General features: G+C 37.5%; 19 protein-coding genes. 2 read left to right on the forward strand and 17 right to left on the reverse strand.

Features of this window, described 5'->3' with window-relative positions; all coding sequences use genetic code 11:
• Nucleotides 1-84 precede the first annotated feature (84 nt).
• The 7 genes from grpE to RsY01_RS01390 form a co-directional block, all read right to left on the reverse strand.
• A complete protein-coding gene (gene grpE, locus RsY01_RS01360; protein WP_094783770.1) occupies nt 85-618 on the reverse strand; it encodes a nucleotide exchange factor GrpE in 534 nt (177 codons plus the stop codon).
• 20 nt (nt 619-638) lie between these two features.
• Nucleotides 639-1,688 carry a heat-inducible transcriptional repressor HrcA gene (gene hrcA, locus RsY01_RS01365; protein ID WP_094783771.1) on the reverse strand — a complete coding sequence of 350 codons (1,050 nt, stop codon included), beginning with the start codon at nt 1,686-1,688 and terminating at the stop codon, nt 639-641.
• Nucleotides 1,689-1,866: 178 nt separating this feature from the next.
• Nucleotides 1,867-2,277 carry a hypothetical protein gene (locus tag RsY01_RS01370; protein ID WP_094783772.1) on the reverse strand — a complete coding sequence of 137 codons (411 nt, stop codon included), beginning with the start codon at nt 2,275-2,277 and terminating at the stop codon, nt 1,867-1,869.
• Between the two features lie 85 nt (nt 2,278-2,362).
• Nucleotides 2,363-3,181 carry a M15 family metallopeptidase gene (locus tag RsY01_RS01375; RefSeq protein WP_167373206.1) on the reverse strand — a complete coding sequence of 273 codons (819 nt, stop codon included), beginning with the start codon at nt 3,179-3,181 and terminating at the stop codon, nt 2,363-2,365.
• Nucleotides 3,171-3,860 (reverse strand): histidine phosphatase family protein, encoded by a 690-nt coding sequence (locus tag RsY01_RS01380; RefSeq protein WP_094783773.1) that lies wholly within the window; start codon nt 3,858-3,860, stop codon nt 3,171-3,173. The genes RsY01_RS01375 and RsY01_RS01380 overlap by 11 nt, the downstream gene beginning before the upstream one ends.
• 97 nt (nt 3,861-3,957) lie before the next feature.
• A complete protein-coding gene (locus tag RsY01_RS01385; RefSeq protein ID WP_094784220.1) occupies nt 3,958-5,295 on the reverse strand; it encodes a PFL family protein in 1,338 nt (445 codons plus the stop codon).
• 163 nt (nt 5,296-5,458) lie between these two features.
• Nucleotides 5,459-5,725, reverse strand: a complete 267-nt coding sequence (locus RsY01_RS01390) for an ACT domain-containing protein (RefSeq protein WP_094783774.1) — start codon at nt 5,723-5,725, stop codon at nt 5,459-5,461.
• Between the two features lie 177 nt (nt 5,726-5,902).
• On the opposite strand from RsY01_RS01390, the gene RsY01_RS01395 reads away from it, so the two are divergent.
• On the forward strand, nt 5,903-6,844 hold the full coding sequence (locus tag RsY01_RS01395) for a UbiA family prenyltransferase (RefSeq protein ID WP_094783775.1): 942 nt from the start codon (nt 5,903-5,905) through the stop codon (nt 6,842-6,844).
• A 200-nt stretch (nt 6,845-7,044) separates the two neighbouring features.
• Complete coding sequence (locus tag RsY01_RS01400) at nt 7,045-8,277, forward strand: ATP-binding protein (RefSeq protein WP_094783776.1); 1,233 nt, start codon at nt 7,045-7,047, stop codon at nt 8,275-8,277.
• 106 nt (nt 8,278-8,383) lie between these two features.
• On the opposite strand, the gene RsY01_RS01405 is transcribed toward RsY01_RS01400, so the two are convergent.
• The 10 genes from RsY01_RS01405 to accD all read right to left on the reverse strand — a co-directional run bounded on the left by RsY01_RS01405 (nt 8,384) and on the right by accD (nt 21,505).
• Nucleotides 8,384-10,408, reverse strand: coding sequence for an AIPR family protein (locus RsY01_RS01405; protein WP_094783777.1), 2,025 nt, complete (start codon nt 10,406-10,408; stop codon nt 8,384-8,386).
• Complete coding sequence (locus RsY01_RS01410; RefSeq protein ID WP_094783778.1) at nt 10,399-11,304, reverse strand: PD-(D/E)XK motif protein; 906 nt, start codon at nt 11,302-11,304, stop codon at nt 10,399-10,401. The genes RsY01_RS01405 and RsY01_RS01410 overlap by 10 nt, the downstream gene beginning before the upstream one ends.
• Nucleotides 11,301-13,907 carry a Z1 domain-containing protein gene (locus RsY01_RS01415; protein ID WP_094783779.1) on the reverse strand — a complete coding sequence of 869 codons (2,607 nt, stop codon included), beginning with the start codon at nt 13,905-13,907 and terminating at the stop codon, nt 11,301-11,303. The genes RsY01_RS01410 and RsY01_RS01415 overlap by 4 nt, the downstream gene beginning before the upstream one ends.
• The gene (locus RsY01_RS01420; RefSeq protein ID WP_094783780.1) at nt 13,900-15,342 is read right to left on the reverse strand and encodes an ATP-binding protein; all 1,443 of its coding nucleotides are present in this window, start codon (nt 15,340-15,342) and stop codon (nt 13,900-13,902) included. Before RsY01_RS01420 ends, RsY01_RS01415 begins: the two co-directional genes overlap by 8 nt.
• Nucleotides 15,332-16,528 (reverse strand): DNA (cytosine-5-)-methyltransferase, encoded by a 1,197-nt coding sequence (gene dcm, locus RsY01_RS01425; RefSeq protein WP_094783781.1) that lies wholly within the window; start codon nt 16,526-16,528, stop codon nt 15,332-15,334. Before dcm ends, RsY01_RS01420 begins: the two co-directional genes overlap by 11 nt.
• Before the next feature lie 240 nt (nt 16,529-16,768).
• A complete protein-coding gene (locus RsY01_RS01430; protein WP_094783782.1) occupies nt 16,769-18,370 on the reverse strand; it encodes an NAD(P)/FAD-dependent oxidoreductase in 1,602 nt (533 codons plus the stop codon).
• Between the two features lie 13 nt (nt 18,371-18,383).
• Nucleotides 18,384-19,412 (reverse strand): endonuclease/exonuclease/phosphatase family protein, encoded by a 1,029-nt coding sequence (locus tag RsY01_RS01435; protein ID WP_094783783.1) that lies wholly within the window; start codon nt 19,410-19,412, stop codon nt 18,384-18,386.
• 48 nt (nt 19,413-19,460) lie between these two features.
• A complete protein-coding gene (locus RsY01_RS01440; protein ID WP_094783784.1) occupies nt 19,461-20,219 on the reverse strand; it encodes an acetyl-CoA carboxylase carboxyl transferase subunit alpha in 759 nt (252 codons plus the stop codon).
• A 46-nt stretch (nt 20,220-20,265) separates the two neighbouring features.
• The gene (locus RsY01_RS01445) at nt 20,266-20,640 is read right to left on the reverse strand and encodes a hypothetical protein (RefSeq protein WP_094783785.1); all 375 of its coding nucleotides are present in this window, start codon (nt 20,638-20,640) and stop codon (nt 20,266-20,268) included.
• Complete coding sequence (gene accD / locus RsY01_RS01450) at nt 20,633-21,505, reverse strand: acetyl-CoA carboxylase, carboxyltransferase subunit beta (protein ID WP_094783786.1); 873 nt, start codon at nt 21,503-21,505, stop codon at nt 20,633-20,635. The genes RsY01_RS01445 and accD overlap by 8 nt, the downstream gene beginning before the upstream one ends.
• Nucleotides 21,506-21,511 lie beyond the last annotated feature (6 nt).

Below are 21,511 nucleotides of genomic sequence, written 5' to 3' on the forward strand. Positions count from 1 at the left end.
CCTTCTTTTTTTATTTTTTGTTTTGTGCCAGGCACATTCTTTAAATTTATTGATAGTTTTCTGACATTTCGGTCAAACAAATCTTTATTGATAAACCACAACCATGGCTGGACGTAGGTTGCGTTCGTGGAGTTGGTAGCCTTTTTGGAGGACTTGGGCAATGGTGTCAGCTGGATGTTCATCGTCAGCTGGCGCAGTTTGAACTGACATGTGGAAGTTAGGATCAAATTCGCCTTCTGTTGCCACTTCAACAACGCCTTCTTCTTTAAGGGCATTGAGCAAGCTTTCTTGCGTCATTTCCAAGCCTTTTTTAACATCATCTGTCAAGCCTTCAACAGCAAGTGCACGTTCAAGGTTATCCAAACTTGGCAAAACCTTACGCGCCAAGTCTTGTGAACGATATTTCAAAATTGTTTGACGCTCCTCATTAGCACGGCGTTGATTGTTTTGCATCTCCGCATGCGCTTTGAGATATTTATTTTCCATCTCATCGAGCTTAGCTTGGAGCGCTGCTAACTCATCGATTTCGTCGTCGACAATCTCTTCCAAAACCGTTTCATTCTCAACTTCCTGAGCTAATTCTTTTTCGACATCTTCATGCTGCTTTTTCTTAGACATTGCATCTCCTTTTGCTATTTTTATATCACTTCATAGTGATTACCGTCAAGATAACGGTAGTAATCACTCAGTTTCATGGTTAAAATCTTCGCCACGAGGTCCATGGTTGAGACAACTTTTTGATAGTCCAAATCAACAGGCCCCATCAGTGCTAAAGTCCCCAGACCTCGATAGGGCACAACAAATTGTTGCGTCATGAGGGTGATGTTTTTTGAAATCTGATGATTCTCTGTCAAGCTAGAGTCAAATTTGACACTTCTGATTTCATCATCAGAAACCATATCTCGAATCTCATGAATAATGGCGTCATCATCCATCAGAATCTTGTAGAGTGAAACGATATCATCCGAATACTCTAATAAGTTCTGCCGACCTGCCGAAATCAAGTTTTCCTTGAACAAGTCTGAAAAGACGTGGTCAAAGAGTTGCAAGACATCTGTGGTCACGACAAAATATTTTTGTGCGACCTGCGGAATTTCTGTCAACAAAGAATAGTGAATATCCAAAATTCGCTTGCCGACTAGGCGCTCATCAGAAATAAATTTGAAAGTCGTCAAATCGTCTAAGGTCATCGACCTTGGCAAGGAGAACTGCATCGTTTTGACCAGCCCCGTATCAAGGGTCATCACAGCCATGGCTGAATGACTGTCGAGCTGGACGATGTCAAATTTAGACAGAACCTGATTTTTCAACGAAACATTCAGGATGAAAGCTGAAAAGCCAGTCATATCTGATAAGATTTGCGCTGCCTGCTGATAAAGAACATCCAGCTTATAAAACTCACCGTCGAAACGTTTCATGACTTGGTAAACGTCATTATTGTCTAATTTACCAGGTTTTAGAAAATTTTCAACGAAGTATTTATAACCTGTCACACTTGGCACGCGACCAGATGAGGTATGCTCTTTTTGGATGAAACCGAGCGTCTCTAGCGCCTTCATATCATTTCTGATGGTGGCGCTAGAAGCGTTAATCGAGGTCATCAAAGCCTTAGAACCGACTGCCTTATGGTTTTGCGTATAAAGCGAGATAATCAAGTTTAAAATTTGTTGTTGGCGTTTTGTAATCATGTTGAACACCTCATTGATACTGCTCCAATTCAAAAATGTGATGAAATCAGAACAGAATTAGCACTCGTAGTTACCAAGTGCTAACTACATCTCTATTATATAATTCTCTTGTTTCATTGTCAAGAAAAAAGCACAAAAAATTAGCACTCTTTTGTTTAGAGTGCTAATTTTATATCATTTAGATTAAACCACTAGTTTTAGACGTCAGAAAAACGTTGATAAAGCTGACGGTCATGACGATAAACGTGAACCATTCTGCTGATGTTGCACCATTTGACCAAACGTAGTAAGCAAAGTTACACACCAAGATAAACACGAAAAAGAGCAAGGCGTAAATGGCAAACTTCCAGAATTTAGCTAACAAGACGATGAAGGCAACCAGCAAGACGACATAGATCAAAAACTGAACATTGGTCATCGAAGCTTTTGACTGTAACTTGAAAGCGTCAACTGCTTTGAGTAAGGTGTCATAGACAACCTTGAAAATTTGTAAGTTGGGTAAAATGTTATTAATCATCTGCCAAGCTGAATAAATCAGCAGACCAATACTCGATAAAATGACAAATGATGATGATTTTCCTGAAAACATGGGGAACTGTACTCCTATAACCTTTATATGTTGTTAATACTACCATTCTACCATAATTTTCAGACAGTATCCTAATTAAATCCAATCATTTTTTATCCAGTAATTTGACATAATCTTCCAATGTCAAATGATGTTCGGTCATATATTTGGCATTGGCCACACCGACATAGCGAAAATGCCAGTCTTCATGCTCAACACCCGTACTCGCTGCGCCACCTTCTGGAAAACGTAGGACAAACCCATAGTCTGGAGCAATCGCAGCAACTTGTTCAGCAGTCGTTGATTCATTGAGGCTATCAACATCAGATAAATCAATGGCTAAACCAGTCTGATGTTCAGATTTCGTCGGTGGTTGCGAATAGGTTTGCACGACTTTTTCTGCTGCTTCACGATCGAGCGAGGGATCAGCTGCCATTTCTTGGTCGACGTATTGATTATAAAGGGTTGTTTGGTAATCAACGCTGCGATAGCCTGAAATCAGGTGTTCGGCAGGATTGATGGCTTGTGCTGCTGTCAAAAATCGTTCTGTCGCATCCGCAATTCGCGCATCGACCCAGACATTGCCAATCTGTACGACATCTGGATTTAGTTCATCTTTAGGATTGTCGCGATTGACCAAGACGAGGTCCCAATCTGTGGCTTTACTATCCGGCAAATTTTTGTCTTTTTTAACTTCTGATGTTGCTGTGTCTGATGATGTTTTAGCCTTTTCTGCCGATTTTTGAGACTGACTTGTCGGTGTAGACTTGGTCGGTGTCGCCGTCTCTTTTTTGAGCAGGGCATGGAAGACAAAGACAACTGCACAAATTGCCAAAATAGTCACCACAGCCACACCAACTAGCCGGTCATAGCGTGGTTTTTGACGTGGTCTTCTTCTATGATAAGGTTGTTCATTATTCGGCATTTAAAATCTCCCGTCCTAATTCTCGGTAGCTCATATCCCCAATTTTACCGATGGCAAAATTACCATCTGAGTAGGTTAAGTGGGTGACTGAGCCATTATCTAAACCTTGAAACCTTGGTCGACGACGATCGAGTAATTTGATAAATGTCGCTATCGTCATACCGTGACTCACGATGACGATATTTTCTGCACCATTGGCCTCAGCCTTTTTAGCCGCATCAAAGAAGCCATCAAGGATTCGTTTACTGAGCACTTCCCAAGGCTCTGCCCAACCTGCGGTATCAACTTCTAAAATCCCCTTAGCAATGTCCTCATAGGTTAAATCTTCAGGACTTTTTCCTTTATAGGCATCTGTTCTCGGCAAGACGCCATTGAAAAGTTCGCCGTCATAGCCGCCATCAAGGCTGCCAAAACACCATTCGCGAATGCGCTTATCCATCTCATAAGGGATGCCTTCGTTTTCGGAATACTTCAAAATAAAGTGCATCGTTTGAATCGTCCGACCACTATCTGATGAAAAAGCGTAATCAAATTTAACGTTTTTCGCCGCAAGACCTAAACCAAGCTCTGTGATACCGATTTCGCCATCACGTGTTAGCGGGGTATCCGACCAGCCTTGGGCTCGCCCGATTGTATTAAACATGGTCTTGCCATGTCTGACTAAATAAATATTGACCATAAGGGTTTTAACTCCATCTCTGAAAAGGTTTTCTTCTTTACTATTCTAACAAAAAAAGATAGATTTCTCCATCTTCATCTATCGACCTAGCAGCAGTTTAGTTTTTAAAGCTGTGAATCGGTGCTGGGATATGGCCACCACGTGCGATAAAGGCTGCTGAAGATTCTTTGTGAACGGGCATGACTGGGGCTGTCCCAAGCAAACCACCGAATTCAATCTGCTCGCCGACTTTCCCTTTAGGAATGACGCGAACTGCAGTTGTCTTCATATTAATCACACCAATCGCTGCCTCATCTGCAATCATAGCCGAAATCGTGCTGGCAGGTGTATCTCCCGGCACAGCGATCATGTCCAATCCAACACTACAAATCGCGGTCATGGCTTCAAGTTTTTCAAGATTGAGGACGCCAGCATTGACCGCCGCAATCATCCCCTCATCTTCGGAAACTGGAATGAACGCGCCTGAGAGACCGCCGACTTGGTTACAGGCCATGACGCCGCCTTTTTTGACTTGGTCATTCAGCAAAGCAAGTGCTGCAGTCGTCCCATGCGTCCCGACCATTTCGAGCCCCATTTCTTCTAAAATACGGGCGACAGAATCACCAACGGCAGGGGTTGGCGCGAGGGATAAATCGACGATGCCGAACTCAACGCCTAAACGTTCAGACGCCATTTTCCCGACAAGCTGTCCCATGCGTGTGACTTTGAAAGCCGTTTTCTTAACCACTTCAGCGACGACATCAAAAGACTCACCCCGAACTTTTTCAAGGGCACGTTTCACGACACCGGGACCTGACACGCCAACATTGATGACCACATCAGCCTCACCAACACCGTGGAAAGCGCCAGCCATAAAAGGATTGTCCTCAACAGCATTGGCAAAGACAACGAGTTTCGCACAGCTCATGTCGTCAAGTTTGGCTGCTTCGACAATGATTTCGCCAATGTCACGAACGGCGTCCATGTTAATCCCCGTTTTAGTCGACCCGACATTGACCGAGCTACACACATAATCAGTCGCCGCAAGGGCTTTAGGCAGGGAATCAATCAGGATTTTATCGCCTTTTTGATAGCCTTTTTGGGCAAGTGCCGTGAAACCACCGATGAAGTCGATGCCGATTTCTTTGGCAGCACGATCAAGTGCTAAAGCAAAGGGTGTATAATCTGTCGCATCAGTTGCCGCACCGATAATCGCGATCGGCGTCACGCTGACCCGTTTATTGATAATGGGAATACCGAGTTCATCGCCAATTTCATTCCCAATTTTAACGAGATTTTTTGCCTTGCTTGTAATTTTTTGATAAATCTTTTCACAGGCACGATCAATATCGCTATCAATACAATCTAAAAGAGAAATCCCCATTGTAATCGTCCGGATATCGAGATTTTCCTCTTCAATCATCCGAATTGTTTCAAGAATTTGATTTTGTTTCACTTCATTAAACCTTTCTGCAACCTTTCTGCGACCTTTCTGCGATTTCACTTTGTGAAATCTTAAAACTTGACCTGCGTTTGCGCTCCGTCCAAGCGGGGTCATTCGCGAACTTAGGTCCGCTCAAAGTCTTTCTGCGCTTTCAAACAGTTATGACGGCTGAACATTAAAGTTGGTGCATGGCCTCAAAAATCGCTTCATTCATGATTTTAATGTCAACTTTCAAACTTTCACCTAGGGCTTCAAGGTTAGTCTTCACCTCCATGAAATGCTCCGTTGCTTCAATCTCAACCACCATGTTCATGGTAAAAAAACCATCCATGATTGTCTGTGAAATGTCGATAATATTCACATCAAGTTCTGACAAACGGGTTGACACCCCTGCGACGATACCTGTTCTGTCTTGTCCGATAACTGTTACAATTGCACGCATTAGATTCTCCTTTAATGAGAGATTGAATGACTGTTTTAAGCCGAGGCAAGCTTTTTATCGCTTCAACTTCTCAAAACGCAAACCCTATCTCTATTTTTTGCTATAATGGTTAGTAATAATTATATCACAAAAACGACATAATTTTTAGAAAATTTTGTCTTTTAGGACGAGGAAAAAATGACTTTCAAAACATTTCTAAATTTTACGCGTGTTCAAACCCTACCTGCTGCGCTTTTATCGCCGATTGCCGGTGTGATTTTTGCACTTTATGCTTTTAATAGCTTCCATTTTCTGCCAACGCTGTTATTTTTCATCGGTCTGATTGCCATTAATTTATTTGTTAGTGCTTGGAATAATCTCATGGATTACCAAAAAGCGCTTGATCCAGACTATAAAACCCATGAAAATATCTTATCAACCCGCAATATTGCGCCTAGTCTAGCACTCAAAATTTGCCTTACGCTACTCGCTATTGACCTCATCGTTGGCGTCGCTGTTGTCCTAACGACCAATATCGCCATTTTGCCGATTGGTGCGCTGTGCTTTATCATTGCTATTTTCTACACATTCGGGCCTTTTGCCTTCTCTCGTTTCCCCTTGGGCGAAGTGCTTGCTGGTTTCGCTGAAGGTCTATGCGGCTTCTTCTTCGGCATCTACATCAACGCTTTCGACGCTGATTTCTTCACAGCTCATTTTCAGCAATGGTTGTTGACTTTTAACATCGATTTCGCGACGCTCATCCCCATTGGCCTCGTGGGGATGATGTGCTTCTGTATGAATTTCAACGTCATGTTGGCGGATAATATCTGCGATTTGGGGCAAGATGAAAGAAATGGTCGCCTGACCCTGCCGCATTTTATCGGCATTCATCATGCTTTGAGATTATTTGTCGGCATGTACGGTTTGGCTTGTTTTGTCGTTTTGGCAGGCGTGATGACGGGTGTGCTACCCAAGACAGTGCTGCTCATGAGTTTGGTCTCGCCTTTGGTCATCCGAAATGTCAATCAATTCCTGAAAAAACAGGACAAAAGCCAAACTTTCATCCTGTCTGTTCATAATTTGATGCTTTATAATGGCGCGCTGGCAGTTACGATTGCCTTAGGGCTGATTTGGGGATAGATTTAAAAAAGCATTTGTTTGTGACAGGCTTTTTATTTTGGCTTGAATTTCATTTGTAGATTAAATTTGAGGGAAATTACGATAAAAATCAATTTGTAAGTTAAATTCGATGAAAAAATAGACTAAAATCAATTTGTAAGTTAAATATGTTTAAGAATCATGCTATAATGAACTTATAAATGAAATTGGAGGTAGACAGAATGATTTCTAGACCAAAATACTTAAGTAAAATTATCCCCTTTATCGATACAGAATTAATCAAAGTCATCTCAGGTGTTAGACGCTCTGGTAAATCTTTCTTACTTGAAGCGATTCGTGATCATATTCTCGCCCAAAACCCTAAACATCATATCATTGAGATTAATTTTGAAAAACTAGAATTTGAACCACTTCTCGACTACCACGCTTTAAATGACTATTTAACTGATAAAATAGATGCAACATTACCCAAAAAATCTTACATTTTTTTGGATGAAATTCAAGAAGTAACTGGCTTTGAAAAAGTCATCAATTCATTGCGGGCGACATATCGCGAGCAAGTTGACATTTTCGTAACTGGTAGTAATGCCAAACTACTCTCTAGCGAGCTATCTACCCTGATTGCTGGCAGATACGTTGAGTTCGATGTCTATCCCTTTACTTTTGATGAATATCTAAGTGCTAAAAAACTGCACTATCCCGATGTTTCAAATACAGAAGCCTTCATGACCTACATCAATGACGGTGGTATGCCATTCATCGTGGCTCAAAACCTTCTGCCTGAGCAGCGGGATAACTATTTATCCGATGTTTATAACTCAATTATTTTGAAAGACGTCATTGAGCGCAATCAAATTCGTGATGCTGACTTACTCAAACGAATTTATCGTTTTGCCATTGGCAATGTTGGCAGAATATTTTCTTCGCTTTCTGTTGTCAAATTCCTAAAAAACGAACACATCAACACCTCAGTCGCAACAGTTAATAATTATATTGATGCTGGTGTAGATGCTTATTTCTATATCCCTGTTCGTAAATTTAACATGGAAGGTAAGAAATTACTCAAGACACAAGAAAAAATCTATACTGTTGATCACGGTTTAAGACAAGCAATTTTAGGGCGAAATGAACAGGATATTGAGCTTATTCTTGAGAACATTGTATTGCTTGAACTGAAATCAAGAGGTTACCAAGTGACTGTTGGCAGTTCAAATGCGCTTGAGGTTGATTTTATTGCTGAAAAAGTCGTAAATCATCAGTTGGAGAAACTCTATATTCAAGTCAGCTACCTACTTGCTAGCGCTGAAACTGCTAAGCGTGAATTTGCGTCTTTAGAATCAATCGCTGATAGTTTTCCTAAGTATGTTTTGACGCTTGATTCATTGTTGCGTGGTAATGATAAGGGGATTCAGCATTTGAATTTGGTGGATTGGTTGTTAAAAGATGATCATTAATTTTTGTTCGTCGTTATAAATATGAGTTAAACTGTACTGTTTTGTAAAAGTTTTTTCCAATATAATGTTGCTTATTTTTAAGTAATATTTACTATTTTCGAATCCTCTATGACTCCAAATATTTATTTAAAATATCTCTAATCTGATTATCTTGTTGTTCATTAATATAGAGATTTTTCCCATGAGTAACTTTATCAATTAAATCTAACTCAGATTTGTCAAAATTTTCATCTTTCAATAAAATTTCGTATAACTCTGTAAATAGATTCGGATCATATTTTTGTAACATACCTGAAATTGTATCTTCAAATTTCATATATTCTACTTCAATATCTTTTTTTTCAATCACAATAGAACCAAATCCAAATTTCTCATCAATTAAATCATTATGTTGCAAACTTTCCCAACAAATTTTACGTTTTGCATATTCAGTAACATTGATTACAGGTCGTTTTTCATCAATCAAATGCTCATGAACACTTTTCGTCAAATCTTCAAATAGATATACAAGATTTGGTGTTACTTCTTGATTTTTCCAAATTTTATTAAAATCTATCATTAAATCATGTATTTCTAACCAATAATAAAGATAAGCAATCGTGTAAGCATTTATATTCGCCTTATAGCTATTGTACCAATCAGCATTTTTAACAATCCTATCTACCGTCTTGAATATGATAATATTAGCTATCTGTGTTTTGAAAAAATCATCATTTATTAAATAAGGCTGTTTTTTCCATATATCAATAATCCATTGTGTAAATTCTCTAAAGGCTGTTACACCACCTTTAGAGGCAATATCTGGTCGTTGTTGATAAATATTAAAATATTTGGCAAAATCAGCTTTCTTGAATAATTGAGATTTAGGATTTATTTTCTCAAAATTTTTCTTTTCAGCCTTAGATTTTTTATAAGTTTCCTGAGAATATTGACCTGCTACACGTTCATAATACCAATAAGTACTATATGAATAGCCATCTAGTAATGGTGTTGGAATTTTCCTAGATAGACTTTCAATTTCACGATGGAATGGATGATTACTTGACAAATCAACTTCTGACACCTTATTTTGAGAATTGGCATAATTGGAAATGTTCGCAATTAGCTCATCATAAATTTCATCTTTTAAAATCAAATTAAGTTTCATAGGAACAAATACTTTTGCTAGTTGTAATTCCGCCTTATCATTGATTAGCACATTCGCTAAACTTGCTGTCGTTTGCCCACCATTAACAATTTGTAAATTAGTAATTTGTGTCACTTTTTTATCGGAAATTTTTATGTCTGTACACGTTGCTGTGATACCATTATTATACGCAAAAAACTTATCCGGTTCTTTTAATATCGTCGCACGAATACCTTTATTTACTTTACCACGTGTTTGCAGAAATGAGCGAATATTTCCTTCAATTAAGCGACTACCATATTTATCGTACAGTCTTGCAAGAACTGCACCATTGACTGAACACATAAAAGAACGATATTCAGTCGTTTCATTAGCTTGGATACCTGAAATTTCTTGATTTGAAAAATCTAATATTAGATCAACTTTACCACGTTTTGATTTTAATAATTTTTCCCAAAAAACAATATCGTATATTTGAAAAGATGTCCTAATACCATTTATCTTTGTAGCATATAATGTGTCGAGACTGGCAACTTTTGACTTTTCAGTTAAAATAACAACTTTCAATCCTTCTAAACCGTTAAAATCATTGTGTTTCTCATCTCTATGTATGATTGAATCAGCAAGAGAATATCCCTCACTAGATTCTTCCCCACCTTCTAATACTTCATTAGCCTTTTCAAAGAAATTACTTGCTAATTTAAAGTAACGATCCGCAAGCGTTTTATCTAAGGATTCAATTTCATTATAATTTATTTTTGGAATAACAAAAAGTGTTAAAATGCCATCATTTTCATTATAAACGTAGCCATCAATCTGACAGCGTTGGTTTCGTGATAAAGATTGTTCAAAATGCAGATATTCTGGATTCCCAATAATTTCATCTGCTTCAATCAAATCATCCGTTGTCTGTTTGAAAAATTCCTCAATAAAAGTGACATTTACTAAAACACGATTTTTTTCGATTTCTTCTATAAATTCTTGATAAAAATCATTTATTGCCATACTCGATTATCCTCTAATTCAAACTCAGATATTTCAGAAATTGTTAATTCATATTTATAACTTGGAATAGCTTTTGGTACATTAGCATGGTCAATAAATGGAAAATCATCAGAAATTCTGAAATAACTGACTTCTGAAAATTCATAGTTGAAAACATTATATATTTCCGCATTGTCGTAAGGAAACAGTCCAATTTCAAGTAATTTTTGTTGAAATAGCAGCAAACTTTCATGATTTATAATCTTATTCAAAATATTTTTAATAAGTTGAAACAGATTCAAACTATTTTCATGTAATTCTGACGATTTTGTGACTGTCAAAATCGTTAAATACATCTCTCTTGATAACTGATTATCATTCGAAATTTTTACTGTTTGTGAACTTTGTGTTTTAGTTTTAATTTCAAAAACTTCTTTCTCTAAAATAAAATCTTGATTTGCTTTTTCAGGACCAACCCATGATTTAATCGCATCATCTATACCTATTTTTTCAGATAGAATCTTATCAAGAAAATATAATTCTCCCCAAAAACCACGAATCCATTGTTCATTCAAAATCATACGGGTTTTCTTAAATAGCTCCGTCCAATACTGAAAACGTTTTGACATAATTTCAAGTACTTCTTTTTCAGACACTGCTAATTTGACATGATCAATAATATCTTTGACAAAAACATCAAAAATTTCCTGAGTCACTTCATCTTCGTCAAATAAAGAAATAAACAATCTGAATTCATTTTCTCTTTCAAGAATACGACTAGCAATTTTGATTGTCTTAATTTCAAATTTTGGTTTTTCTTTAAAAATAAAGACTAAAGATTGTGCACCATTACTATCTGTGCCACGAAAAGCTTTTATTGCTCCAATTTCTGGAATTATTTTAAATGAATCTTTCATTCTAAATCCTCTTCCGTTTCATCTGCTGATGAAAACAAGTCTAACTGTTCACCTGTAATCATTTGCTGCTGCATAACTGTATTTAACTTTGTTTTGTATGAAATAGTTTTTTCATCTGCTAATTCCGGCACACCTAAAGCAATAGCCCAGAAGATATTATCTTTATTCTTTTGATAAAATTTTTCTGTTTCAGTATCCGAATTTTTATTTTCTTTGTTAAAAGATAATTTTTCAGGGTAGATAATCACAAGAGGATTTCGTTCGTCTTCCCTAAATTTAGAAAAATAATCTTTTTCACTTTTAAATTCGTGAGATTCTTTTTGTTCTTCTGTTAAAGCAAATTTACCATCACCACTGGAACCCACACGAGAATTAGCAAAAGCGATAACTTCATGCTTAGAATTGTAACGAAAAGCTCGTTTTCTCGGCTTATCAGCTTTTGTATAGGCAATTTTCACATCAAATGTCTTAAAATGCTTCAAGGTTTCCGCTACAACTTGACTATTCAACTTATTAAAATTACCATATAAATAATTAGCTAATAATGCTTTAACCAATTCTTTATCTGCATTTTTCCATAAATGTGTTTCATCAAATCTTTCCTGATATTCAGAAATCCACGTTTCAACAGTTTGACGATTTTGCTTCACTGACTTGACATCTAATTTTGTTGTTTCACGATAATCACCCGAAATTTTGACTGTCACTTCATGATCTCTGGCATTACGCATTTTATTTCCCGCTGTAATTAATAATCTTACTTCATCAGCCTCAGCTTGTTTAATATAAATTCCGAATTCTTTTGGTGTTTGATGTTCATTTGCCATTCTCTTTATTTGTTTTTTCAGATCTTCTGTTGCATCTAAAATTTGGCTATACCACTCAATAGATTGATTAGGCATATACAACTTGATAAGATCATCATAATTCGGACGATAGCCAAACCACCGCCCCATTTGCATTAATGTATCATACATCAATGTATTTCTATAAAGATATGAGGTTGACAAACCTTCTAATGTTAAACCACGAGATAATGCAAAACCTCCAACAGCAATTATCCTAGCACCATTTGGATAATCTTCATAATTAAATGACTTGTTTTTGGCGTTAATCACATCAACTTCAATTGCATCAATTGATTCCGAAAGTTGTTTTTGGACACTTTCAAAACTCTCAGCAATCTTAGGAAATTCTTTTTCAAAAAGTTCAAATAGTTCTACTTTAATCGGTTGTTCAGTTAGAATGTAATTCTTAATCTGAGTTTTTAATCTAAATACTTCTTCTGAAATCAATTCCTTTACTTGTTGCTGAATGTAATTCAAATGACTAACATTGACAAGCATTGAACGATGTTTTTTCTTATCGCCACGTAAATCACGAATCGCATTCTGCAAAAAGAAAATTTTAATTGCTTCTTTCAATGACTCTGGCAATTCCTCAATAATAAAATCTCCTCTTCGTTCCTTAGGAATAACGATTGGAATCTCCGTTTCTGCATCATCATTAGTATTCAAAATATGATGATATTCACCTTTTTCTGGAAAAATAGTTGATGCACCCATATAATTTGAAGGTGTTTTAAGCACCTGTATAAAATCACTCGGAAATAAATCATCTTCTTCTGTATGATCAATAAATACATTGGCAAAAGGTGTTGCAGTAAATCCGACATAGGAAGAACGTTTAAAAAGATTTAGGATAGCACGAATACCTTTATTAATTGTTGTTGGACTATCCGCATCTTTTGTATTAATCGTTGCATTGTCTGCCTCATCATCAATAAAAAGAACTGATTTCTCGATTTTGCCAAATCTTTTTATATCCTGCTTGTTTCCATTTTCAAGCCATAATGCCAAATTTTCCAATGATGTTTTATTTTTTTTAATTACTGCAACAATAGGCACTTGACCTAAATTAACTGGATTGGCATACTTTATAGAAAAATCTTTGTCTTTATTTGTGACAAAATATGATTGCTCCTTATTTCCAAAATCTGCAACTGTCCTTTTTTCAGATTTTTTTACTGAGGAAGAAATACCAGAAAAACCGTATTCTATACGTTCCTGTGTCTGACGACGTAATTTTTCTATTGTTCCAGTTGTTACAACAATCATATTATAGCCAGCATCCGCTGCTTTATTCATTAATGCGATAAAGTTTCCTGTTTTACCAGATTGAACATCACCAATGACCAAACCTTTTTTAGAAAAATCTTCTTTATCAAAAGGATCTCCAACATTATTCATTACCTTATCCATAGATGTTGAGATAGAATTAATAACTTTTAATGAATAGCCCTCAACATTTTCCAAATATTTATGATAAGCATCAAATCGTTCAGTGCCACGTTCAAAACGGCTATCTACAAACCAGTTTGCATTTGGGTTACTAGTAAGAATCGTATCCTCATCAAGGGAAACTGATTTTTTTGTATATATCCGATTAGAGAGTTCAACTAAACTCTTATCATCAAGTTGCCAAATTGCATTATATTGTTTCAAAATATTTTCAACAACCGAATATTCAGGATTATCTTCTCCAACTGAAATTGCTGCAAGTGCAATTTCTTCATATTGAGCTATTTTTTCATAATCAATCATTCAATTCTCCTTCAATTTTTTCTAAAATCGTTTTTTTATTTTGATAAACTTCAGTATTTTTTAGATTTTGCAACAATTTTTGTTTGCTAAATATATCGCTCTGAAAACTCATCAAGGTCATAATTTCTTCATAAACCTCGTCATCAGTACTTGATGAAACTTTTTCAACTTCCCTATCTTTACTTGCCATATCATAACGAATACTATCAAAAGGTATATTGTTTGATACTTGTTTGATAAATATCATCAAAAGTCGAGAATCTTGATCGGAAATATTTTCAAATAACTGTCGCAAAATTGGGTTATTTTGATTAATCTCATAAGAAACTTTTTTATCTTTTTCAAACCTATCAAATATATGAATTAAACCATCATTATTTCTTTTATTGCCACGATGTTTATAAACACGCTCTGATTTACCTATTGTCCTTGTGATAATTTCTTTAAGTTGGGTTTTAATACCTACTGGAATATTTAAGGTTGATTTCTTAACATCAATTTCCCAACTATCATCCATTGAATTTGGTAAATCTATTCGAATTTTTGCTAAATTTGATAGTTCATTAGAACGAGCAACATTAAACCATTTTCCCCATGTGATAAGACGTCTATTTCTATAAATATAAAGTCCTTGATTAATGTTAAATTCATAGTATTTTTCTAAAAATCGTTTCTCTTCTTGTGATAGGCGATTTTGATAAGGGATAATATAAGGTTTAACTGTAATCCGCCTATCAGAAAATCGAATTGATTCTTCTTCCAATGGCTGAGTTGCTTTATTTTTAGTGAAATATGGATCAACTGGTAATAATTGCCTACCGTTAAATTTAATCGCCAGATTTTTTTCTAAATACCGATGAAAAACAAGTGAAACATGTAAATCTGTTTTTGAAAGCAATTCATCAAATTGTCGCTTATCAGAAATCTTGTCAAATTTCTCCCAAATCACCACCGTACCTGATTCAAAATTACTAACTGACTTCTCAATTAATATATTAGAAATATCTTCCCTTGATAATATCTTCAAAGTCCAATCATTAGTTTTTGAAATAATATCTAAATCCCAAACAGCTCCTGACATTTCTCCATTTTCTTCGCAAGAAACAACCGTTAATTTTCGACACTGAGAAAAAGACGCCATTTTCAATCCTAATCCAAATCGTCCCAAGTCGTTTTTATGCCGCTCTTCTAAAATAGATTTAGAGCCATATTTCATAGCTGAAATTAATTCCTCTTCTGACATACCATAACCATTATCAATTATAGCGACATAGCGATTTTCATTTTCAAACAAAACATCAATATATTTCGCGTTTGCCGAAATAGAATTATCAATTATATCAGCTACTGCTGTTTCAAAAGTATAGCCAATGGAGCGTTGACTTTCAATTAAATTAGACGCATCTGGAACTAAAATTATTGTCTTATTCTCCATCAAACAACTCCTTTTTCAAACGAATAATCTCTTTAAATATTTCAATCAGAACATCAACCACAATCGAATTACCAGCCATTTTATACAAATGTGTATTTGAAAAATACTTATCTCTTTTATTAGCTAAAATAAGATTTTCAAATTTTATTTCTGGAAATCCCATTAATAAAAAAGTTTCACGTGATGTTAAATAACGCATTTTTGTAACATTTCCTTGTGGATCTTTGTCTACAATCACACCTGCATTAGGATTACGATCTTGCTTAGTTGTAATTGTATTAGTGAATTCTTCACTTATTTGACCATTTACAACAAGCTGTAAATTTTCAGTTGCTATTCTTTGACGACTTGGTGTGAAATTAGGCTCAGCCAATTTTTCTTCTTCTGGAAATTTACCTAGACGCAAAAATTTAGCTAAATTCTTTTCTTTTGTAGATTTAAACTTATCCGGAATCTTACTAGCTACTTCTTCATGTGAAAATTTGTCTATTCTGACACTCAGCATAAAAGTTCGACTGCGTTTTTGCGGTACACCAAAGTCAATCGCATTTAATCTTTCATAAACACGATTTTCATACCCCATTTTATTTAGTTCTGTTTGCCAAGTTTTAAAATTATCATTATGTTTTGGCGAATTGATCGCATTGACATTTTCCATCAGCAAGAATTTCGGAAGTATCTCCTTCTCATCAAACTTTTCTTGTAATATTCTTTCAACTTCCCAAAGTAAGCCACTCCGTGTTCCAGCACCTTTTTCAATACCTTTACTATCCTTATTTTGAAAAGTACTAGCCTGAGATAAATCTTGACATGGAAAACTGTAAGTTAATAAATCTATATCATCAGGAATATCTTTCCCTTTAACTTTAGTAATATCACAAAGATTACGGTTCCGTTCAATCGCCCCATATAGGCGTTGTAATTTTTCTTCGTTCATTCGACTTAAAGTTTTTTCTTTCATTGGATTTTTTCCATCTGATGAAAGTGTTAAATTAGATAATTTTTCTAAAATTTTTGGTTTTGAATATTTTGACGGCTCTTTATCTCCGTTATGCATTTTGTCATAGGCATAAATCGCATTTATATCCCATTCAATAGTATTTATAATTTCGTGTTCAATTCCTGAATCAAGCAATGCTTGCTTTTGTGCTCCAATTCCTGAAAACGCTTCTATAACTCTTAACATATTTTCTATTTCTTTCCAATCAACATAATTTTTAACATATATTAACAAAAAATTGAATTTTTCAAATATCTTTTTAAATAATTATAACACATTCATTATATACTTTAGCAAAGAATTCCGTAATAAATATATAACCTTGATATACTTTCATAAAAAGTAATACTATAAATAAAATATACAAATTCTATTAAAAATAAAAGAACATGATTTAAATAATCATCGCTCTCTTATAATAACTCATCACTCCCCAACAGGTGAAAACGCCCCAATCAAAGCCTCGGCACATTTCAAGCCATCAATCGCAGCTGAAACAATCCCGCCTGCAAATCCTGCGCCTTCACCACTCGGATAGATGCCTTTGGTTGAGACGGATTGGAAACTCTCTTCATCTCGATTAATCCGCAAGGGCGACGATGAGCGCGATTCGACACCTGTCATTACCGCATCTGCCATGGCAAAGCCATGTAATTTCTTATCTAGTCCAGTCAGCGCCTCTCTCAAAGCCTCTGTGATATAGTCAGGAAACAGCGCTGACAAATCCGTTGGCTTAACACCTAAAGAATAGCTTGGCGTGACACTTGCCATTGCTGTTGACGGTTCGTCCTTGAGAAAGTCCCCAACTAATTGGGCTGGTGCTTGATAGGTGCCGCCACCTAGCTCAAAGGCTTTCTTTTCTAATTCTCGTTGGAAGGCAATCCCTGCCAGCGGATGATCGCTGCCAAAATCTTCTGGAAAGACTTGGACTAAAAGCCCGCTGTTGGCATTGTTTTGGTTCCTTGCGTGTTCACTCATGCCATTGGTCACGAGATGGCATGCCTCAGATGCGGATGCGACGACAAGACCGCCCGGACACATGCAAAAGGTGTAAACACCACGGCCGTTGCTGGCTTTGTAGGTCAAGCGATATTCTGCAGCCCCAAGTCTGGGATGTCCCGCGAACGCCTTATACTGGGCGCGATTGACGACTTCTTGCGGGTGCTCCACACGAACACCAACCGCAAAAGGTTTTGCCGTCATCTTCACGCCATCCGCATAAAGCTCACTAAAGGTATCACGCGCGCTATGCCCAATCGCCAAAATCGCCTGCTCAACCGCAATTTCTTCGCCCGTCGTCAAAATCAAACCTCGTAACTGACCATCTGAAATCTTGAAATTTTTAACCTGCGTCTTAAACCGTACCTCGCCACCTAGCGCAATAATCTCCTGCCGGATATTTTTCACGATATCGCGCAATAAATCCGTTCCGACATGGGGATGCGCCTTGTAGAGAATTTCTTCTGGTGCGCCCGCATTGACAAACTCCGTCAGCACCTTGCGCCCGCGCAAATCTTTGACACGGCTAGTCAATTTTCCATCCGAAAAGGTCCCCGCACCGCCCTCGCCAAACTGGACATTCGACTGAGGATTTAGCTCGCCTTTTGTCCAAAATGCGTCTATGGATTTGACACGGTCATCGACGGCTTCGCCGCGTTCCAGAACGAGTGGCTTGTAGCCCATTTGCGCTAATAAGAGTGCCGCATACATGCCAGCCGGTCCAAAACCGATAACGACTGGTCGATGTGACAGCTTTCGAGTTCCAATTTTTGGATTTTTGTAAGTCAAATCTGGTGAAGGTGCGACATTTTTATACTTGCCGGTCAAAAATTGACTCTCATCTTTGAGTGTCACATCTACGGTATAGATAAAGTTGATTTCGCCACGTTTTCTGGCATCAATCGACTCCTTGTAAATTCTAAAGTCCAAAATGTCAGTCGGGCGAATTTTCAACTTTTTAGCCACTTGATTTTTGACCTTCGATAGCTCGTCATGGATGGAAATTTTGATTTGTGTGATTCTTAGCATAAGTCTCTTTTCGTTACTCGGTTAATTCGAAAGTCATGACCACAGGATTATGATCACTTGATTTAAAGTCATTTTGAATGGTCTGGATGTTTAAAGTCTTGACATTTTCCGTTACCAGAAAACCGTCAATCACGCCCAATGTGGAATGGTCGCCATAAACCGTCCCATTACTGCGGACTGAAGGTTCATTCGTCGGTGCGACAACCCGCATATTTTTTGATAATTTAGCCGTCGGAAATGGTTTCATCCAAGTCAGCTCAGGATGTGCTTTGCCTGATAAAACATGATTATAGTCCCCACCGCAGATGACGTAATCTCCCGCATCCGCGTGTGCTTTCATATTATCAAAAAGCTTGGTCAACTGTGCAGCTTGAATGACTTCATCTTTGATAAAAGCTGACAAATGGACGTTATAGATAAAGAGTTTCTTACCATTTTCCACAGCCACTTCATTGACACTAAAGGCACGGTCAAGGTCGAAAAATTTATTAAAATTCGTCTCTATCGGTAGGCTATAGCGTGTGGCTTGCGTTATCTGACCTTTGGATAACGTCAGCAGACCTGATTTAGCCTTGCCGATCGGCTGAGTGATAGGGTAAAATAAGTAGGCTGAATGATAATTGTTAGCAAAACTACTAGTATAGTTTGGATTTTTTTCAGTGAAAAAGTCAGGTTGATTGACTTTAAAGGAACGGTCTCCCTCGTAGTCCACTTCTTGCAGGTTGATAAAGTCAGGGTTTTCAGTCGTCACAAGACGATTATCCTCTGTCAAATTTGCTAGGACATCTGCCTTTGAGCGCGCACGGACTTCCTGACCACCATCCATAAAGAAAGTGTAGTCAGCAGGATAAGCACCATAGCCAATGTTAAAGGTCATGATTTTATAGGGTTGATTAGCCGAAATTTGTTTTGCGTGTTGCGCCTTTTTAACGGTCAAAGTCTGCTTGTCGGGTAGGCGATTGTATTGCAGATAGACGTAAGCGATGTAGCTGCCGACAATCAAAATCAGCAGAATAAGCAAACCTAAAATAATTTTTATCATCTTTCTCATCTCTTTATTGTATCAAAAAAACGCTGAAATCGCGCTCTTTTAATATTTTCTAAACCGTTGATAGCGAGCTTCAACCAAGGCATCAGTTGTCAATTTCGACAAGCTATCAAGCTCAGTGATTAAAGCAGCTTTCAAGATTGCAATCGTCTTATCTTCTGGAATAATCTTGTCAATCACGCCATTTTTCAGCAAATCTTTAGAAGTAATCTTCAAAAGCTCAGCAGCTTCAGGCGCACGTGATGAATCTTTCCAGAGAATCGTCGCAAAACCTTCTGGCGACAAAATGCTGTACATAGCGTTTTCCAGCATCCAAACACGATCCGCAACTGCCAAAGCCAGCGCCCCACCAGAGCCACCCTCACCATTGATAATGGCAATAATCGGCACTTTGAGGTCACTCATTTCTAGCAAATTGCGCGCAATCGCCTCACCCTGACCGCGTTCTTCAGCGCCAGATCCCGGAAAAGCACCCGCTGTATTGATAAAAGTGATGATTGGACGACCGAATTTTTCAGCCTGTTTCATCAAACGCAAAGCTTTACGATAACCTTCAGGATGCGGTTGACCAAAATTACGGTCAAGATTATCCTGCAAGCCTTTGCCTTTTTGAATGCCGACAATGGTTACAGGACGACCAGCAAGACTGGCGATACCGCCAAGGATAGCCCCGTCATCTCTGAAATTGCGGTCACCGTGAAATTCGATAAAGTCATCGAAAATCTGCGTCGCATAGTCAAGCGTCGTCAAACGGTCTTGACTTCGTGCTAACTGAACGATTTTATTCGCACTATCAGTCATTTTTAATCCTCTCTTTCATGAATTGCTCTACCTTATTTAACTTCTGCTAAATAATATTGAAAAAACTGAGAACAAACATAAGCACCGTTAAACCAAGAAAAACAAAATTTGAAATGCCTTTTTGCCCTTTTGTCAGACTCCAATTCCAAATCAAACCAAAAATAATACCACCAACAAAACAATTCAAAAACGAAATAAGTTGATGATCACGTAATACTGGTTTATCCCGAAATAAAGAGGGGAAAATCCATAGCGCATAGATAACTGAAAAAACTAGCATGGCTAACATTACAGTTAGGTATAACTGCCAGGAAAATAAAGGCATTCTACTAACAACTCTATTTAGGACAACGCCAATGACACTTAGAGGAACGCTTGTTTGCCATACTGCCAAAGCAGGCGCCTTCACTTCTTCAGTCATCTCCATTTCCTTTCGCATGCAGTTTCAAAATTTGACCAATTGTCGTCGCAAGCTCTGTCCGTTTGACAATCTTATCGACAAACCCATGCGCTTGTAAAAATTCTGCCTTTTGGAAATCATCGGGTAAGTTTTCACGCACCGTTTGCTCAATCACACGTCGCCCAGCAAAACCGATTAGCGTTTGCGGCTCAGCTAAAATAATATCTCCCAGCATGGCAAAGGAAGCGGTCACACCTCCTGTCGTTGGATCAGTCAATACCGTTAGGTATAACAAACCTGCATTAGAATGGCGCTTAACGGCTGCAGATATTTTAGCCATTTGCATCAGGCTCATAATCCCCTCCTGCATGCGCGCGCCACCTGAGGCTGTGAAAATGACCACTGGCAAGTTTTCAATCGTCGCATACTCGAACAAGCGGGTAATTTTCTCCCCCACGACCATACCCATCGATGCCATGATGAAGTTAGAATCCATGATGGCAAGGGCTGTTTTTTGCCCTTTAATCGTGGCAGTCCCAGTCAAGACGGCTTCATCCAGTGCTGTCTTAGCTTTCACAGCTGCTAATTTATCCAGATAACCTGGAAAATTCAGCGGGTCAGTCGTTTCAATCCCTGTAAAGCGTTCAGAAAATGTATCGGCATCTGCGACAAGATTCAAACGTTCCTGAGCTGAAATTCGAAAATTATAACAGCAAAACGGACAGACTTTTTCTTGTCCCAAATCCTTGGTGTAAATCATATGTTTACAGCTCGGACATTTGGCGAAGAGTTCGTCTGGCACTTCTGGTGTGCTATTTTGCTCATTCAGACGTGAACGATTAGGATTGATGCGAATGTATTTACTTTTTTTCTTAAATAAAGCCATGGTCTT

It is taken from the genome of Pseudolactococcus reticulitermitis, assembly GCF_002260845.1.
In the GTDB taxonomy this organism is placed as follows: domain Bacteria; phylum Bacillota; class Bacilli; order Lactobacillales; family Streptococcaceae; genus Pseudolactococcus; species Pseudolactococcus reticulitermitis.

Coding starts and splice junctions, on each gene's coding strand:
- RsY01_RS01410 (WP_094783778.1), bottom strand. CDS start 11,304: ATGAAAGATTCATTTAAAATAATTCCAGAAATTGGAGCAATAAAAGCT.
- RsY01_RS01370 (WP_094783772.1), bottom strand. CDS start 2,277: ATGTTTTCAGGAAAATCATCATCATTTGTCATTTTATCGAGTATTGGT.
- RsY01_RS01395 (WP_094783775.1), top strand. CDS start 5,903: ATGACTTTCAAAACATTTCTAAATTTTACGCGTGTTCAAACCCTACCT.
- grpE (WP_094783770.1), bottom strand. CDS start 618: ATGTCTAAGAAAAAGCAGCATGAAGATGTCGAAAAAGAATTAGCTCAG.
- RsY01_RS01435 (WP_094783783.1), bottom strand. CDS start 19,412: ATGATAAAAATTATTTTAGGTTTGCTTATTCTGCTGATTTTGATTGTC.
- RsY01_RS01380 (WP_094783773.1), bottom strand. CDS start 3,860: ATGGTCAATATTTATTTAGTCAGACATGGCAAGACCATGTTTAATACA.
- RsY01_RS01390 (WP_094783774.1), bottom strand. CDS start 5,725: ATGCGTGCAATTGTAACAGTTATCGGACAAGACAGAACAGGTATCGTC.
- RsY01_RS01415 (WP_094783779.1), bottom strand. CDS start 13,907: ATGATTGATTATGAAAAAATAGCTCAATATGAAGAAATTGCACTTGCA.
- hrcA (WP_094783771.1), bottom strand. CDS start 1,688: ATGATTACAAAACGCCAACAACAAATTTTAAACTTGATTATCTCGCTT.
- RsY01_RS01400 (WP_094783776.1), top strand. CDS start 7,045: ATGATTTCTAGACCAAAATACTTAAGTAAAATTATCCCCTTTATCGAT.
- RsY01_RS01430 (WP_094783782.1), bottom strand. CDS start 18,370: ATGCTAAGAATCACACAAATCAAAATTTCCATCCATGACGAGCTATCG.
- RsY01_RS01420 (WP_094783780.1), bottom strand. CDS start 15,342: ATGGAGAATAAGACAATAATTTTAGTTCCAGATGCGTCTAATTTAATT.
- RsY01_RS01445 (WP_094783785.1), bottom strand. CDS start 20,640: ATGACTGAAGAAGTGAAGGCGCCTGCTTTGGCAGTATGGCAAACAAGC.
- RsY01_RS01440 (WP_094783784.1), bottom strand. CDS start 20,219: ATGACTGATAGTGCGAATAAAATCGTTCAGTTAGCACGAAGTCAAGAC.
- RsY01_RS01375 (WP_167373206.1), bottom strand. CDS start 3,181: ATGCCGAATAATGAACAACCTTATCATAGAAGAAGACCACGTCAAAAA.
- dcm (WP_094783781.1), bottom strand. CDS start 16,528: ATGTTAAGAGTTATAGAAGCGTTTTCAGGAATTGGAGCACAAAAGCAA.
- accD (WP_094783786.1), bottom strand. CDS start 21,505: ATGGCTTTATTTAAGAAAAAAAGTAAATACATTCGCATCAATCCTAAT.
- RsY01_RS01405 (WP_094783777.1), bottom strand. CDS start 10,408: ATGGCAATAAATGATTTTTATCAAGAATTTATAGAAGAAATCGAAAAA.